Origin of the sequence: Proteocatella sphenisci DSM 23131 (assembly GCF_000423525.1) — a bacterium.
GTDB classification, from domain to species: Bacteria; Bacillota; Clostridia; order Peptostreptococcales; family Filifactoraceae; genus Proteocatella; species Proteocatella sphenisci.
This window is the reverse complement of sequence record NZ_AUID01000025.1, coordinates 1-14569: the sequence shown is the minus strand read 5'-3', so window position 1 is coordinate 14569 and position 14569 is coordinate 1. Positions and strand designations below refer to the sequence as shown.

Here is a 14569-nt window from a genome sequence, read left to right as displayed (position 1 = left end):
GATATGAAAGACAATAAAGAAATTGTGCTCAGGGTTCCAGCTACATGTGCAAATATTGGACCTGGATTTGACTCTTTGGGGATGGCGCTAAACATATATACTGATGTGAGTTTTGAAAAGAGCGGAATGGCGCCATACAATAATCCTGACAACATAGAACTGGAGCTTACAGGATTTGAAAGCAGATATGCAAACAGGGAAAATCTCGTATACAAGTCGTTCGTAAGAGCAGTGAATCATATAAGTGGAGTGTTTCCACAAAAACTCAAGATAGGAATAAAGAGTGAAGTACCTGTTTGCAGAGGCTTGGGAAGCAGTGCGGCCTGTATAGTGGCAGCCGTAAAAGCAGCTTATGAGTTATCTGGAAAACCATATTCTGACACTGAGGTTTTGGAAGTGTGTAATTTAATAGAAGGTCACCCGGATAATGTCACACCTGCACTGATGGGAGGCTTTACGGCAGCCATACAAAAGGATGGACAAGTATTCATGTCAAATATTCCTGTGAGCAAAGACCTCAGGTTTTTTGCATTTGTACCTGATTTCAGTCTATCTACTGAATATTCGAGGTCAGTATTGCCTCAAAATGTGGACTTTAAAGATGCTGTCTATAATGTAAGTCATGTATCACTTATGATAGCAGCATTTGTAAACAGCGAATTTGATATTTTAAAAACAGCGGTCAGTGACAGACTACACCAAAAATACAGATCAAAAATAATTGATGAGTATGAAGAAGTCGTGAATATATGTAAAGGAATGTCTGCTACAGCTACTTTTTTGAGCGGGGCAGGGCCTACTGTAATGGTAATAGATCAAAATCTAAGCAATACTCTTGAAATATATCAAAAAAAGCTTTCCAGACTCAAACGGGGTTGGAAGGCATATGAGCTGAAGATTGATTTTCAAGGGACAAGGATAAAGGAAAGCTAATGAGAGTATGGGTAAAAACTGGTATTTTAACGGAGCTGAGAATATGCTCTGTTTTTTTGTAAAAAATTATATTCAAGGAAATAATTATTAATGGTATGATATAGTATAGGATTGAAATATAATAATAAAAGAAGGAGGAAGGCTGTGAAAATTACTGATCTGTTAAAAAAAGAGAGCATAGATATAAATCTGATGCCATTATCAAAGCATGAAACAATAAAAAGTCTGATCTTTATGATAGAGTCTACGGGAAGCATTACAGATACAGAAGAATTCACAAAAGCTGTCCTTACAAGAGAAGCACTCATAACAACTGGTATTGGAGATGGGGTAGCTATACCTCATGGAAAATCTCCATCAGTAAGAAAAACTGAGTTGGCGGCGGCTGTATGCAGAGATGGCATGGAGTATGAAGCTATCGATGGAGAGCCTACGTATTTAATTTTCATGATAGCCTCACCAGATAAGGAGGATGCAGAGCATCTGAGTCTTCTTTCAAAGCTTTCCACAATGCTCATTGATGAAGATTTCAGGCACAAACTCATAAATTCACAAACAAAAGAAGAATTTATAGCTAATATAGATGCTCAGGAGCGCAAAAAATTTCCTTATGAATACAGTGATGAATATCAAAGCAATAAAGGTGAAAGCCAAGCGGAACAGGATTATTATGAACTTATAGCAGTTACCGCGTGTCCGACGGGGATAGCGCACACGTATATGGCTGCTGAGAAACTTGCTTTGGAAGCGGAAAAAAGAGGAATGAGATTAAAGGTAGAAACCAATGGTTCGTGTGGAGTCAAGGATTTACTCACAAAAGAAGATATCAAAAATGCAAAGGCCGTAATAGTAGCGGCCGATACTAAAATAGATACGAATAGATTTAAAGGTAAGAAACTTGTAATGGCTTCTTCTGGAGAAGCTATACACAAGGCTGGAGAACTAATAGACAGAGCGCTTGCAGACAATAAGGACAAATATGATTCAAAAAAGATTTCTGGGCAGATATACATGCATCTTATGAATGGTATTTCCTATATGCTTCCCTTTGTAATAGGAGGAGGAATACTTATAGCGCTGTCATTTCTTCTTGATGATTACAGCCTGAGTCTTAAGGGGCTTGGTTCGAACACAGAAATATCCAATTTTTTAAAAAGCACAGGGGATATGGCGTTTAGTTTTATGCTGCCTGTATTTTCGGGATATATAGCCTTTAGTATTGGTGACAGGCCATCTCTGGCAGCAGGATTCACAGGTGGAATGATTGCATCGCAGGCAGGATCGGGGTTTCTGGGAGCTATTGCAGCAGGTTTTTTGGCGGGATATATAACTCAGTGGCTTAAGCAAATATTATCTGGGGCACCAAAATTGATTGAGGGTATGAAGACAGTGCTTATATACCCTGTTTTTTCAATACTCATTACATCAGGCATTATGGTTTTTATAGTAAACCCGCCACTTGGGCTGGTCAACAGAGAATTAAGCTCATTCTTAACTTCCATGCCTTCGCAGAGCAGAATATTGATGGGAATTCTGGTTGCGGCCATGATGGCTGTTGATATGGGAGGGCCAGTAAACAAAGCGGCTTATGTATTTGGCATTGCTTCTATAGAGTCTGGGAACTATGAAGTGATGGCGTCTGTTATGGCGGGAGGAATGGTCCCACCACTTGCAATTGCACTTGCTGTAACACTTTATAAAAAGGGTTTTACTGATGATGAAAGAGAAGCAGGTTTTACAAATTATATAATGGGCTTATCTTTTATAACAGAAGGAGCAATACCCTTTGCGGCAGCTGACCCATTGAGGATAATTGTTCCATCTACCCTGGGGGCAGCTTTAGCCGGAGGGATTTCCATGGCCTTTGGATGCACACTCAGAGCTCCGCATGGGGGAATATTTGTAGTGCCCATAATGGGAGAACGTCTTGGATATTTGATAGCTATAGGAGCAGGGTCTCTTGTAGGCGCTTTGCTGATTGTCACATTAAAAAAAAGGAAGAAGGTTTTTAAAAATGAAGAGAGGTCTTGTAGTTGAAGGTGGAGCGATGAGAGCCGTGTTCACCTGTGGGGTCTTTGATGCTTTGCTTGATGGAGGCATTGAAGTGGATTATTTTATTGGAGTTTCTGCGGGTATAGCAAATGGAGTTTCATATCTTTCCAGGCAGCGAGGAAGAGGAAAAGACATACTTATAGGCTATGCAAATGATCCGAGGTACATGGGAACCCGGAATTTTTTCAATCCCAAAAACAGGAGTTACTATGGAATAGACTTTGCGTTCAGGCAAATCCCCATAGTGCACAATCCCTTTGATTTTAAAGCATACAAAGATTTCAAGGGACAAGTAAAAGCTGTCGTAAGCAATCTTGAAACAGGAAAACCGCAATATCTGGATGTATGTGCAGATGAGAGCATGATGGACATAATTATAGCAAGCTGTTCGCTTCCGCTAATGTTTCCTGTAAAGAAAATAAATGGAGTAGCTTATCTTGATGGGGGAGTAAGTGATCCCATTCCTGTTAAAAAAGCAATAGAAGATGGATGCGACAAGGTGCTGGTTATACTAAGCCGTGAAGAAGGATATAAAAAAGGGCCTGAAAAAGGGAGCCGCATAATTGAAAACAAATTCAGGAAACACAGGGAATTTCGTGAGACACTCAAAAGACGGCCTGATGTCTATAATGAACAAGTTGATTTTGTGAATAAACTTGAGAGTGAAGGAATTATCAAGGTTATAAGACCAAACTCTACACAGGGGATAGGCAGACTTGAAAAAGACACGGAAAAACTCGGCAAGATGTATAATGATGGTTATAATTCTACAATGCTAAGAATTGAAGAAATAAGAGAGTATATGTCGCTTTAAATATGGAAATAATAAAGCGTAGCGGATTAGAATCAACAAGGAGGAATCTATTTTGGAAAGATCATATATAGAAGTTACGATAGAAAAGAAAAAAAATATAGCGCTTATAGCTCATGATGCTAAAAAAGCAGAGTTAATACAGTGGTGCAATGACCACAAAGAAATACTTATGAAGCATGATCTTTGCGGGACAGGTACTACGGCAAGGCTGGTTTGTGAAAAAACAGGATTGAGAGTGCTTGCATATAACAGTGGACCACTTGGAGGAGACCAGCAGATAGGTGCCAAGATAGTCGAAGGAGAAATAGACCTGGTAGTATTTTTGTCTGACCCACTTACGGCCCAGCCGCATGATCCGGATGTAAAAGCTCTGCTGAGGATAAGTCAGGTTTATGATATACCTATAGCAAACAATCGTTCCACTGCTGATTTTATAATTACTTCCAAGTTCATGGATCTGCCCTACAGACATACGGTTTTAGATTATAAGGAAAACTTGCGTCACAGAGCTGATTTTTTGGGCATGTATAAATAAATTTGAGGAGAAAAAATGGAGAGTTTTGAAGGTAAGGTTGTTGAAATAATATACAGAAATGATGAAAATGGTTATACAGTTGGAGTCATGGAGACGGTTGAAAATGAAATAATAACCTTTGTCGGAACCTTTATTTCAATTGAAGAATCGGATTATTTCAAGATAAGTGGGAATCAGAAGCTCCACCCCTCATATGGAATGCAACTTGATGTAAAGAGTTATGAGATACCAAATCTGGGAAACAAAAAGAGTATCCTCGCCTATCTTTCTTCTGGAATAATAGATGAAATAGGGCCTAAAATGGCAGGGCGTATAGTGGATCTCTTTGGAGACGATACGCTTGAAATAATGGACAATAATCCTCAGCGGCTTTTGGAAGTTGAAGGCATAGGGAAGAAAAAACAGATAAAAATAATAGAGAGTTACAAATCAAAGGTCAGACTCAGGAGCATCATTGTATCCCTGGCAGAATTTGATATATCTCCTAATATAGCAATGAAGCTTTATAAAGCTTTTGGGGACGAAACTATAAGCGTTATCAAATCAAATCCCTATGAGATATGTTCAAAAATCAAAGGGATAGGATTTATTAAAGCGGATGAGATTGCAAGAAAAGTAGGTTTTGCAAGAGATTCTATACACAGGGTAGGCCAGGGAATAAAATATGTACTTGAAGAATTCTGCTATCAGGGTAATGTATTTATGTATCTTGAAGACCTTCAGGACAAATCGCTACGCCTGCTGGGTTGTGGGATTGAAAAGTTTGAGCAGGGAATCTATGAGCTTTGTATAAGTGGCCAGAGTGTACTTGAAAACAAAGACGGCGTAAAACGTATGTATCTTTATAACTTTTATAAAGTTGAGAATGCAGTTGCTAAAATGACAGTAGATCTGATCAACCAGCAGACCAAAATGGATTTCACTCAAAGAAGCGCGGAGACCATGATAAGAGAAACTCAGGATCGCCTTGGTAAAAAACTTGCAGAAAGGCAAAAGGTGGCGGTACTTAATGCACTGGAGAATGGTTTAATGGTTCTTACAGGTGGACCAGGTACAGGAAAAACCACTATAGTCAGCTTTATTATAGAATGCTATGAGCAGATTGGAAAAAAAGTAACCCTGTGCGCACCTACAGGAAGAGCCGCAAAACGTCTTGCAGAATCAAGTGGAAGAAAAGCAAGCACCATACATCGTCTGCTTGAAGTAGGTTATGCAGATGAAAGCGAGCAGGAAGGTTTTTATAACAGAGATGAAAGTAATCCCATTGACACAGATGTACTTATAGTAGACGAGATGTCCATGGTAGACTTGTTCCTTATAAAAGCACTTTTGTGCGCCATAAAACCTGGAACCGTAGTTATAATGGTTGGTGACAAGGACCAGCTTCCTTCTGTGGGACCAGGAAAAGTGCTCTGGGATTTTATAGAATGCGGGAAAATAAAGACGGTTACTTTGCAGGAAATATTTCGTCAGTCAAAAGAAAGCAACATAATAATCAATGCACACAGGGTAAATCAGGGCCAGGGATTAGAGCTTGTCAAAGGTTCGGATGACTTTTTTTTCATGGCCAGGAACAATCACAGTGAGGCGGCAGACCTTATAGTAGAACTCATATCAAAGAGGCTGCCAGAATACTTTGGAGTTAAATCAGAAGAGATACAGATACTCACCCCGATAAAAAAGTCAGAGTCTGGGGTAAATGAGCTAAACAAAAGAATCCAAGAAGCGGTAAATCCTCCTAAAAAAGAAGTTTCGGAGTTTAAACATGCAGAGAGAGTATTCAGAACCAGAGATAAGGTAATGCAGATAAAGAATAATTATGAAAAAGAATACACAGGATATGCAGGCGTTGAATCTGGAAAAGGAGTATTTAACGGAGACATAGGTTATATAGACGCAGTTGATACAAGAGCCAAGCAGTTTTATATAAGTTTTGAAGATGGAAGAAGGAGCAGGTATGAATTTTCAGAAGCTGACAATATAGATCATGCTTATGCTGTAACTGTTCACAAGAGTCAGGGAAGTGAATTTGATATAGTTATAATTCCTATACTTTCCATGCCATCTGTAATACAAAGCCGAAATATACTCTATACAGCGCTTACAAGAGCAAAGAAGGCAGTTGTAATTGTAGGATCCATGTATCATATAAATAAAATGATTTCAAATACCAGTCTAATAGAAAGAAATTCATCATTATCAGAAAGGATTGTATCCATAAGCGAACTTCTAAATGAAAAAAGCGAGAAGCCAGCTTTTAATGAAATACAAGAGGAAACATATGACAATCAAAGATCAAAGAGCTAAAGAACTTTATAAAACTATGTTTACAGTTGCTATTCCAATAGTTATACAAAACCTTATAGGGAACGCTCTTACAATAGTAGATACTGTTATGGTAAGTTCACTTGGGGAAGCTTCTGTGGCAGCAGTTGGAATTGCAGGGCGGCTCCAGTTCCTTTTTGTACTCATAACGTTTGGATTTTACAGCGGTGCGGGTATATTCATGGCCCAGTATTATGGGAGCAGAAGCTTCGACAAGATGAGAACAACCATGGCGATACAGCTTATACTGGGGATTATGTCATCGGCAGTATTTATGACGGTGGCCCTGGTTTTCCCAAGGTGGTATATGGGCATTTTCAGCAATGATTCTTTAGTGATAGAGCTTGGAATAAAGTATCTCAGGTATCTGGGATGGGGATTTGGAATGCATGCAATCTCATATGCATATATAGTTTCAATGAGGAGTATAAGAGACTCCCTATATCCTATGTATGTCAGTATAGTGGCACTTTTAGTAAACACATTTCTAAATTATGGGCTTATATTTGGGAATTTTGGAATGCCTCAGCTTGGGGTAGAGGGAGCAGCTATTGCTACAACCACATCAAGGTTTATAGAAGCTGGGTTCATGATTTATTCAGTATATTTTGGAAGCAGGTTTGTACTAAAGGCTAAAATTGCGGATTTTAAAAATATTGAACTGGCATTTTTGAAAAGATATTTTAAAATTGCATTGCCTGTTATATTTAACGAAGGGCTTTGGGGACTTGGAACGGTAATGCTTTCGGTTGCATATGCAAAACTTGGGACTCAAGCTGTTGCAGTTTCCCAGATTGCATCTACAATAAATGACCTTATGATGGTGCTGGCATTTGGAATAGCCAGTTCTTCATCAACCATACTCGGTAACAAACTGGGGGAAGGTTCCATGGACGTAGCCATATTTTATTCCAGAAGGATTATGGTGATTGCATTTATGCTTGGAATAATAACCTCGGGAGCCATACTGCTCTTTATTCCGCTTGTTCCTTTGGTATTTAAGCTAGAACCCGAAAGCATAGAGGGAATAAAAAGAATTCTGATTGTAAAGGCAATATTTAGTCCATTCATCACCTTCAACTGGACCAACGTAATTGGGATACTAAGGTCTGGTGGAGATACTATTGCTGGATTGATGCTTGAAATTATTCCGCTATGGCTTATAGCAGTTCCCATATCGTTTGCCGGAGCTCTATACTTTGGGTGGCCTATAGAAATAGTCATACTTGCTGGAAGCATGGAAGAAATAATAAAGATGCTTTTTGGAGTACCAAGAGTTTTGAAAAACAAATGGGTAAAAAATATAGCATTGTGATAATAATTTAAAAATATCAATAAAAGTCACATTATTTTTAAAACATTTTTAAAAATAATGTGACTTTTATTATAGAAAACAATACTTATTCAAAACAAAATAAACATTTATTTTGAATAAGTATTAAAAATACAAGACCAAAGGCGGTCTTTTACTTGATCTACGTCAAAAAGTGTTAAAAAAATAACTATTTTATTTTTTTTAAAAAACAAATTTATAAATTAGTGTAAATTTTCAGACATAAGAAAAATTAAAAACAATTAAAAAACGTTTTCCGTGTAATATAAGGGTAATTATAAAATACATATAACAGGAGGAATTATTATTATGGAAACATTTTTGGGATTAGTTTCATCGGTATCAAACTGGCTTTGGGGAGTTCCGCTGCTTGTACTTCTTGGTGGTGGGGGATTGTTTTTGAGCATATACCTCGGGTTCTTTCAATTTAAATATCTGCCATTTATACTTGGACAGACTTTTGGTAAGATATTTTCAAAACCAGAAGGAGAAGGTACGGTATCTCCATTTCAGGCAGCAACGGCAGCCCTTGCATCTACTGTAGGAGCGTCAAACATTGTAGGGGTACCGGTAGCAATCGCATTTGGAGGACCAGGAGCGATATTTTGGATGTGGGTATTTGCACTTCTGGGATCGGCATCAAAGTTTTCTGAGATACTTTTAGGAATCAAATACAGAGAAAAAAATGCTGAAGGAGAATTTGTTGGGGGACCAATGTATTACCTGAGCAAGGGTCTTAAAAGCAAATTTCTTGGAGGATGCTTTGCCTTCTTTTTAATGATAGAGATAGTTCCATCTATTGCAACCCAGTCAGTATCTTTTATACAAACTGCTGGAACTATAGGGATTTCAAGTATGGTTTCTGCTGCAATAATGACAGTGATAGTACTTGTTGTAGTTTATGGTGGAATACAGAGAATAACAAAGGTTACTGAAAAAATGGTTCCAATTATGGCTATTTTATACCTTGTTGGAGCGCTTGTAATAATAATTGTCAACATAACGGAACTTCCAGGAGTTATAGTACTGATATTTAAATCTGCATTTACACCAATTGCAGCTACTGGAGGATTTGCGGGATCTACAATAGCAGGAGCTTTAAGATGGGGATCTGCAAGAGGAACATATTCTAACGAGGCTGGAATGGGAACTGCACCTATGGCTCATTGCGCAGCGGTTACAGATCACCCGGTAAGACAGGCTTTTTGGGGAATTTTTGAGATAATTGTAGATACAATGTTAATATGTACAATGACAGCATTTGTAGTTCTTACTACAGGCCTTTGGGAGACTGTACCTGCAGCAGAAGCGGCTTCAATTCCAGCCCGTGCATTCCAATCAGTATTTGGAAATTCTTTTGGAGGAGGAATGGTTACCTTCTTCATAATGATGTTTGTACTTTCGACTATTATAGTGCTTGTATTCTACGGAGAAAAACAGGCAGAATTTCTTTTTGGAACAAAAGTTGGTAAGGTAATGAAAATTGTAAATGTTTCAGCAATAGTATTTGGAGCAATAGGCGGTATAGAGTTCCTTTATCAGTTCCTTGATCTTTTGCTTGCGCTTGTTATAATTCCTAATATGATTGGACTGGTTATGCTTAGAAAAGAGATCAAAGAATCTCTTGATGATTTCTTTGGCAATCCAAAGTATTATCCTAAAGCAAAAGTTAAGGAAAGAAAAGCAGAATAAACTCAAAGATATTAATTTTTTACAGGTATAGTTAAGGGAGGCACGAAAATGAACAAAAATATAGCAAAGCGAATTGAAGAAATCGCCATAGAACTTACTAATGAGTTAAGTGTCGTTGAGACACCTGGAGAACTGGATTCGGTTAATAAGGTACATGAGATTTTTTCAAAAATGCCATACTACAAAGAACATCCACAAGACATTTTCTTTGTAGAAACTGGAGACAAACTGGGTAGAAAAAGCGTCGTAGCAATGATGAGAGGGAAAAAAGGCAACAGCAAAAAAACTGTTGTCATGATAGGTCATACAGATACAGTGGGAATATCTGACTACGGAAACCTTCAGGAATATGCAAACAAGCCATATGAGCTAATGGAAAAACTCAAGGGAGTAACCCTAAGCGAAGAAGCAACAAAAGACCTAAACTCAGGCGATTATCTCTTTGGCAGAGGACTCTTTGATATGAAAACAGGCGATGCTATAATAATGGCTCTCATGGAAGAGATAGGAGCAGATATAGACAATTTTGAGGGAAACCTGATTTTTGCAGCGGTTTGTGATGAAGAAGGAAACTCTGGTGGAATGCTTTCTGTAGTTCCTAAATTAGTTGAGATTAAAGAAAGAGAAGGTTTGGAATACCTTGCCCTCCTAGATACTGACTATATGACTTCTGAGTATTATGGCGACGAAAACAAATATGTATATATAGGCACAGTAGGAAAATTAATGCCGTCATTTTATGTGGTTGGAAAAGAAACTCATGTTGGAGAATCATTTAAGGGAATAGATCCAAATCAGATTGCATCACATATCACAAGCAGGATAAACCTTAACCCAGAATTTTGTGACGTGGCAGAGGGAGAAGTTTCACTTCCACCTATCACTCTTCATCAAAGAGATCTTAAACCTGAGTATTCAGTTCAGATTGCAAAATCTGCAACCTTATTTTTCAACTATGCTACTCACTGCTCTACACCAGATGAAGTGCTTGTAAAAATGAAGAATGCAGCAAACGAAGCATTCCAAAGTGCGGTAGACACACTCAATGACAGGTACAAAACTTTTTGTGAAATGGCAGGGAGAAATCATGAAATGCTACCATGGAAAGCTAGAACTATGACATATGAAGAGCTATTTGCCTTAGTTGAAAAAGAAGATCCTAAAGTAAAAGATAAAATAGATGCATATAACAAAGAGCTTATGAAAGATGAAGATCTTGATCCAAGAACTTTTTCATTAAAAATGGTAGAGAAGCTGCATTCTCTCTGGTCTGACAGAGAACCTGTAGTTGTGGTATATTTTTCTCCACCTTATTATCCTCATATATATGTGGAAGGAAAAGAAGAAAAAGAAAAGAATCTTATAGATGCCGTTGCGGATGCTGTAGATTCTACAAAGACTGACTATAAACTTGTTTATAAGAAATTCTTCCCATATATTTCGGATTTAAGCTATGGAGCAGCTCCAAAGGACCCTGCTATAATAGCAGCACTTAAGGACAATATGCCTGGGTTTGGAAGCAAATACAATCTTCCACTAGAAGATATGCAAAAACTTGACCTTCCAGTTCTGGATATAGGAAGTTTTGGAAAAGATGCACATAAGTTTACGGAGAGAATTGAAAAGAACTATAGCTTCAATGTGGCTCCTGAACTTGTATATAAGACTATAATGAATCTTTTAAAGAAATAGTTTATGAATTTATAATTGCTGATTTGTCAAAAAGCATGAAAAACTGTAAAGTTCTTCATGCTTTTTGCGTATTATGATATAATTAAGATACAAAAATATGTAAGAGGTGAAAAACTTGATATTTATAAATGGAAGTATAATGAATTTTGAAGGAGAAAACTACAGTTGGCTTAGGGTTGAGGGCAAGAAAATTGCAGACCTGGGATATGGAACTGGATATGAAAAGTACTCAGACACCAATGAAGAAGTTATAGATTTAAAAGGCAGGAGTCTTTTGCCGGGATTTTATGACAGCCATGTACACCTGGATGAAACTGTAATAAATGAAAACAACATAGATTTCAGCGAAGCTGTTAATTTTGAGTACATAGAGAAAAAACTATGGGAACTTAGGGATGCAAGGCCGGATAAAAAGATCATAATGGGTCTTTCTCTTCACTATCATACTCTTGAGGAAAGAAGACTGCCAACTAGAAGAGAACTTGATAAAATGTGTCCGCATTATCCTATTTGGATAGCTAGTCGTGACCTTCAAAAAAGTATAGTGAATTCAAGAGCTCTGGAACTTATAAAAGTTCCATTTAGTATGAATGGAATACAGATAGATGAAAATGGGATTATTACAGGAGTCCTTGAACATGAGGCAAATTCGTATGCAAAAAACAAGATAATGAATCTGTATACTTTTGAAGAAAAATGCAACATGATAAAGGAATATATAAATACAAAAGTTCTCTCCAAAGGACTTACTACTATTGTGGCAATTGAGGCAAATCTGATAAGAGAAAGAGAAAATTATCAGAAGTTTTTGAGGTTTTCCAAAAAACTTCCCGTAAAGATAGAGCTATATTACAGCATAACTGACACTGATGAAATTAAGGTGAGGAAAATGAAAAGGATAGGCGGAGATATTGGAGTTGACGGTTCGTTTACTTCGAGAAACGCTGCTCTTTTTGAAAATTATGCTGACGTAGATGGAAATGGAGATCTTTATTTCAGTCAGGAGGAACTCAACAGACTTGTACTTGACTGTTACAAAAATTCACTTCAGACAGGTCTGCACGCTGTAGGAGACAGGGCTTTTGAACAAGTTCTCCTGGCCCATGAATATGCTCAGTCAAAGTGTCCGGGAACGGATTTGAGACACAGAGTAGAACACGCAGAACTTTTGAGCCAAGATCAGATCACAAGGACAAAAAAACTGGGGCTGGTGCTTTCTATGCAACCTGCATTTGAAACTCTGCTGGGCAATACTCAAAAAGGACTCTATGAGGGGTATAATGAGCTTTACGAGGAATCTCTTGGTGACAGGCACTACAATACCAATATGTTCAGGCAGATACTTGATGAAGGAATCGTAATATGCGCGGGATCAGACAGTGCGCTCACTCCGATAGACCCAATTTTAGGGATATATTCTGCAGTGAACCATCCCAAAAAAAATCATGCAGTTACCCTCAAAGAAGCAATAAAGATGTTCACCATCAATGCAGCTTATGCTACAAATACTGAAGATGAAAGAGGCAGCATATCTGAAGGGAAAAAGGCAGATCTGGTCATACTTGACACAGATATAGAACTTGCCGGTTCACCAAACATTAAGGATATACTAGTTGATATTACAGTTAAAGATGGCAAGATAACTTATTCCAGAAATGGAGATGAGATTATATGATACAAGACATGCTAATTATAAATCTTCTTGGTAATGCGGGAATATACTATAAGAATGAGGATATAAGTGCCAGGCTTAGCTCTAAGTCTGTAGCAATAGTAATGTATCTGGTAGAAAACTATAACAAAAAGATAACTAAAGATAAGATATCAGACTTGCTATGGTCAGAAAAATACGAAAATTCAGGAAACAATCTCAGGCATAATCTCTGGAATATAAAAAAAGTAATTCCTAAAGATGACGAGGGAAGAAGTCTTGTGCTAGCTAACAAGGAGTGCTGCTATATAAATCCGGAATACAGGTTTTCTTCTGATGTTATCAAAATAAAAAAACTTGAAGAAAAGTCACTTTTAGCTATGAGTCAGGATGAATTAACTAGAATGAAAGAAGCTTTTCGAGGTGATTTTTTAGAACAACTAAACATAAAAGATGCAGATGAATGGTATGAGTGGACTTTGGGAAACAGAGTCAAGTACCAGAAACTCCATGCGCTTTGCCTTAATCAGATTTATATAAATCTCAAGGATACTCATCTGCATGAAGAAAAAGTAGGAATACTTGAAGAAATACTTCTTCATAATCCATATGACGAGGAAAGTCATTATAATCTGATGACTGAATATATAAAACTTGGAGAAAGACATATGGCTATATCTCAGTATAAAAAGTGTGATGATATACTCAGGTCGGAGCTTAATATTGGCGCCAAGAAAAAATTGAAGGACCTTTATCTAAAACTTCTAAACGACAACACTGAAATTACAGAGCACAGACAAGTCTTGAGAGAGATATATGTGAATAAATACTGCAACAAGAACATAGAGTATCTTGCCATGAGTCAGCTTATGGAATCATTAATTAAAATTGACAGAGAAAAAGGATTAAAAGCTGTTAAAGATTCTGATTTAAGGATTTTTTCTTCTATAATAGCTACAGGAGAAAAAGAGGAGGGATTTTTTTGCACTTTGAATGATGTAAGAATTTTCATATCCGTCAGAGATATAATAAAAAAGCTCATGGAGAAAATAACTATAAGAATATATCTTTATAACAAAGAAAAACTGGATTTCAGATCTAAAAATTTTTTCGACTACATAAGCGGAAGTGACAGTGAAATAAAAGAAATTATAGAACTTCTTAAATAATATTAAAGGGGCTGTCGGGAAATAGCCCCCAAATAAAAAAGCGACTAGTTCGCTTTTTTTAATGCAAAAAAAAGCAAAAAAAAATGACAAAATAATATTGCCATCTTTTCCCGTTATATTTTATAATATAACTACCCATGAAACAATATTATAACCAATTTTTTGAAAAAGGACAACAGGTTATTAATTTTAATCTTTACACAATAGGTTTACCTGCTGACGATCCAGTCTATACCCTAATAAATGTATTGGAGGATTTCGATTTTTCTAGCTTACTGGCTAGATACTCAAACAAGGGAAGAAAAGGCTATAACCCTATTATGTTATTTGCAGTATTGCTTTACGCAAATATGAGAGGAATTAGAGCTGTTGA

At 37.2% G+C, this 14569-nt stretch carries 10 protein-coding genes and 1 pseudogene; all 11 read left to right on the top strand.

Features of this window, described 5'->3' with window-relative positions:
• Positions 1–3: 3 nt before the first annotated feature.
• A complete protein-coding gene (gene thrB, locus G558_RS0109585) occupies positions 4–933 on the top strand; it encodes a homoserine kinase (protein ID WP_028829971.1) in 930 nt (309 codons plus the stop codon).
• 144 nt (positions 934–1077) lie between these two features.
• Positions 1078–2970, top strand: a complete 1893-nt coding sequence (locus G558_RS0109580) for a PTS fructose transporter subunit IIABC (protein WP_028829970.1) — start codon at positions 1078–1080, stop codon at positions 2968–2970.
• Positions 2948–3799, top strand: a complete 852-nt coding sequence (locus G558_RS0109575; protein WP_028829969.1) for a patatin-like phospholipase family protein — start codon at positions 2948–2950, stop codon at positions 3797–3799. The genes G558_RS0109580 and G558_RS0109575 overlap by 23 nt, the downstream gene beginning before the upstream one ends.
• 52 nt (positions 3800–3851) lie before the next feature.
• On the top strand, positions 3852–4334 hold the full coding sequence (locus G558_RS0109570) for a methylglyoxal synthase (RefSeq protein ID WP_036931884.1): 483 nt from the start codon (positions 3852–3854) through the stop codon (positions 4332–4334).
• Between the two features lie 15 nt (positions 4335–4349).
• Positions 4350–6641 carry an SF1B family DNA helicase RecD2 gene (gene recD2 / locus G558_RS12975; RefSeq protein WP_051188631.1) on the top strand — a complete coding sequence of 764 codons (2292 nt, stop codon included), beginning with the start codon at positions 4350–4352 and terminating at the stop codon, positions 6639–6641.
• Positions 6616–7974, top strand: a complete 1359-nt coding sequence (locus tag G558_RS0109560; protein ID WP_028829967.1) for an MATE family efflux transporter — start codon at positions 6616–6618, stop codon at positions 7972–7974. The genes recD2 and G558_RS0109560 overlap by 26 nt, the downstream gene beginning before the upstream one ends.
• Before the next feature lie 327 nt (positions 7975–8301).
• A complete protein-coding gene (locus G558_RS0109555; protein ID WP_028829966.1) occupies positions 8302–9684 on the top strand; it encodes an alanine/glycine:cation symporter family protein in 1383 nt (460 codons plus the stop codon).
• Positions 9685–9732: 48 nt separating this feature from the next.
• Complete coding sequence (locus G558_RS0109550; protein WP_028829965.1) at positions 9733–11376, top strand: M20/M25/M40 family metallo-hydrolase; 1644 nt, start codon at positions 9733–9735, stop codon at positions 11374–11376.
• Positions 11377–11491: 115 nt separating this feature from the next.
• On the top strand, positions 11492–13051 hold the full coding sequence (locus G558_RS12970; RefSeq protein WP_051188630.1) for an amidohydrolase: 1560 nt from the start codon (positions 11492–11494) through the stop codon (positions 13049–13051).
• Positions 13048–14196 carry a BTAD domain-containing putative transcriptional regulator gene (locus G558_RS0109540; RefSeq protein ID WP_028829964.1) on the top strand — a complete coding sequence of 383 codons (1149 nt, stop codon included), beginning with the start codon at positions 13048–13050 and terminating at the stop codon, positions 14194–14196. The genes G558_RS12970 and G558_RS0109540 overlap by 4 nt, the downstream gene beginning before the upstream one ends.
• 137 nt (positions 14197–14333) lie before the next feature.
• Positions 14334–14569: pseudogene (locus G558_RS14195) on the top strand (hypothetical protein); the annotation flags it as partial.

What these genes read in the sequence shown, in the direction of transcription:
- thrB (WP_028829971.1), top strand. Translation starts at nt 4, where the DNA reads ATGAAAGACAATAAAGAAATTGTGCTCAGGGTTCCAGCTACATGTGCA.
- G558_RS0109575 (WP_028829969.1), top strand. Translation starts at nt 2,948, where the DNA reads ATGAAGAGAGGTCTTGTAGTTGAAGGTGGAGCGATGAGAGCCGTGTTC.
- recD2 (WP_051188631.1), top strand. Translation starts at nt 4,350, where the DNA reads ATGGAGAGTTTTGAAGGTAAGGTTGTTGAAATAATATACAGAAATGAT.
- G558_RS0109560 (WP_028829967.1), top strand. Translation starts at nt 6,616, where the DNA reads ATGACAATCAAAGATCAAAGAGCTAAAGAACTTTATAAAACTATGTTT.
- G558_RS0109555 (WP_028829966.1), top strand. Translation starts at nt 8,302, where the DNA reads ATGGAAACATTTTTGGGATTAGTTTCATCGGTATCAAACTGGCTTTGG.
- G558_RS0109550 (WP_028829965.1), top strand. Translation starts at nt 9,733, where the DNA reads ATGAACAAAAATATAGCAAAGCGAATTGAAGAAATCGCCATAGAACTT.
- G558_RS0109540 (WP_028829964.1), top strand. Translation starts at nt 13,048, where the DNA reads ATGATACAAGACATGCTAATTATAAATCTTCTTGGTAATGCGGGAATA.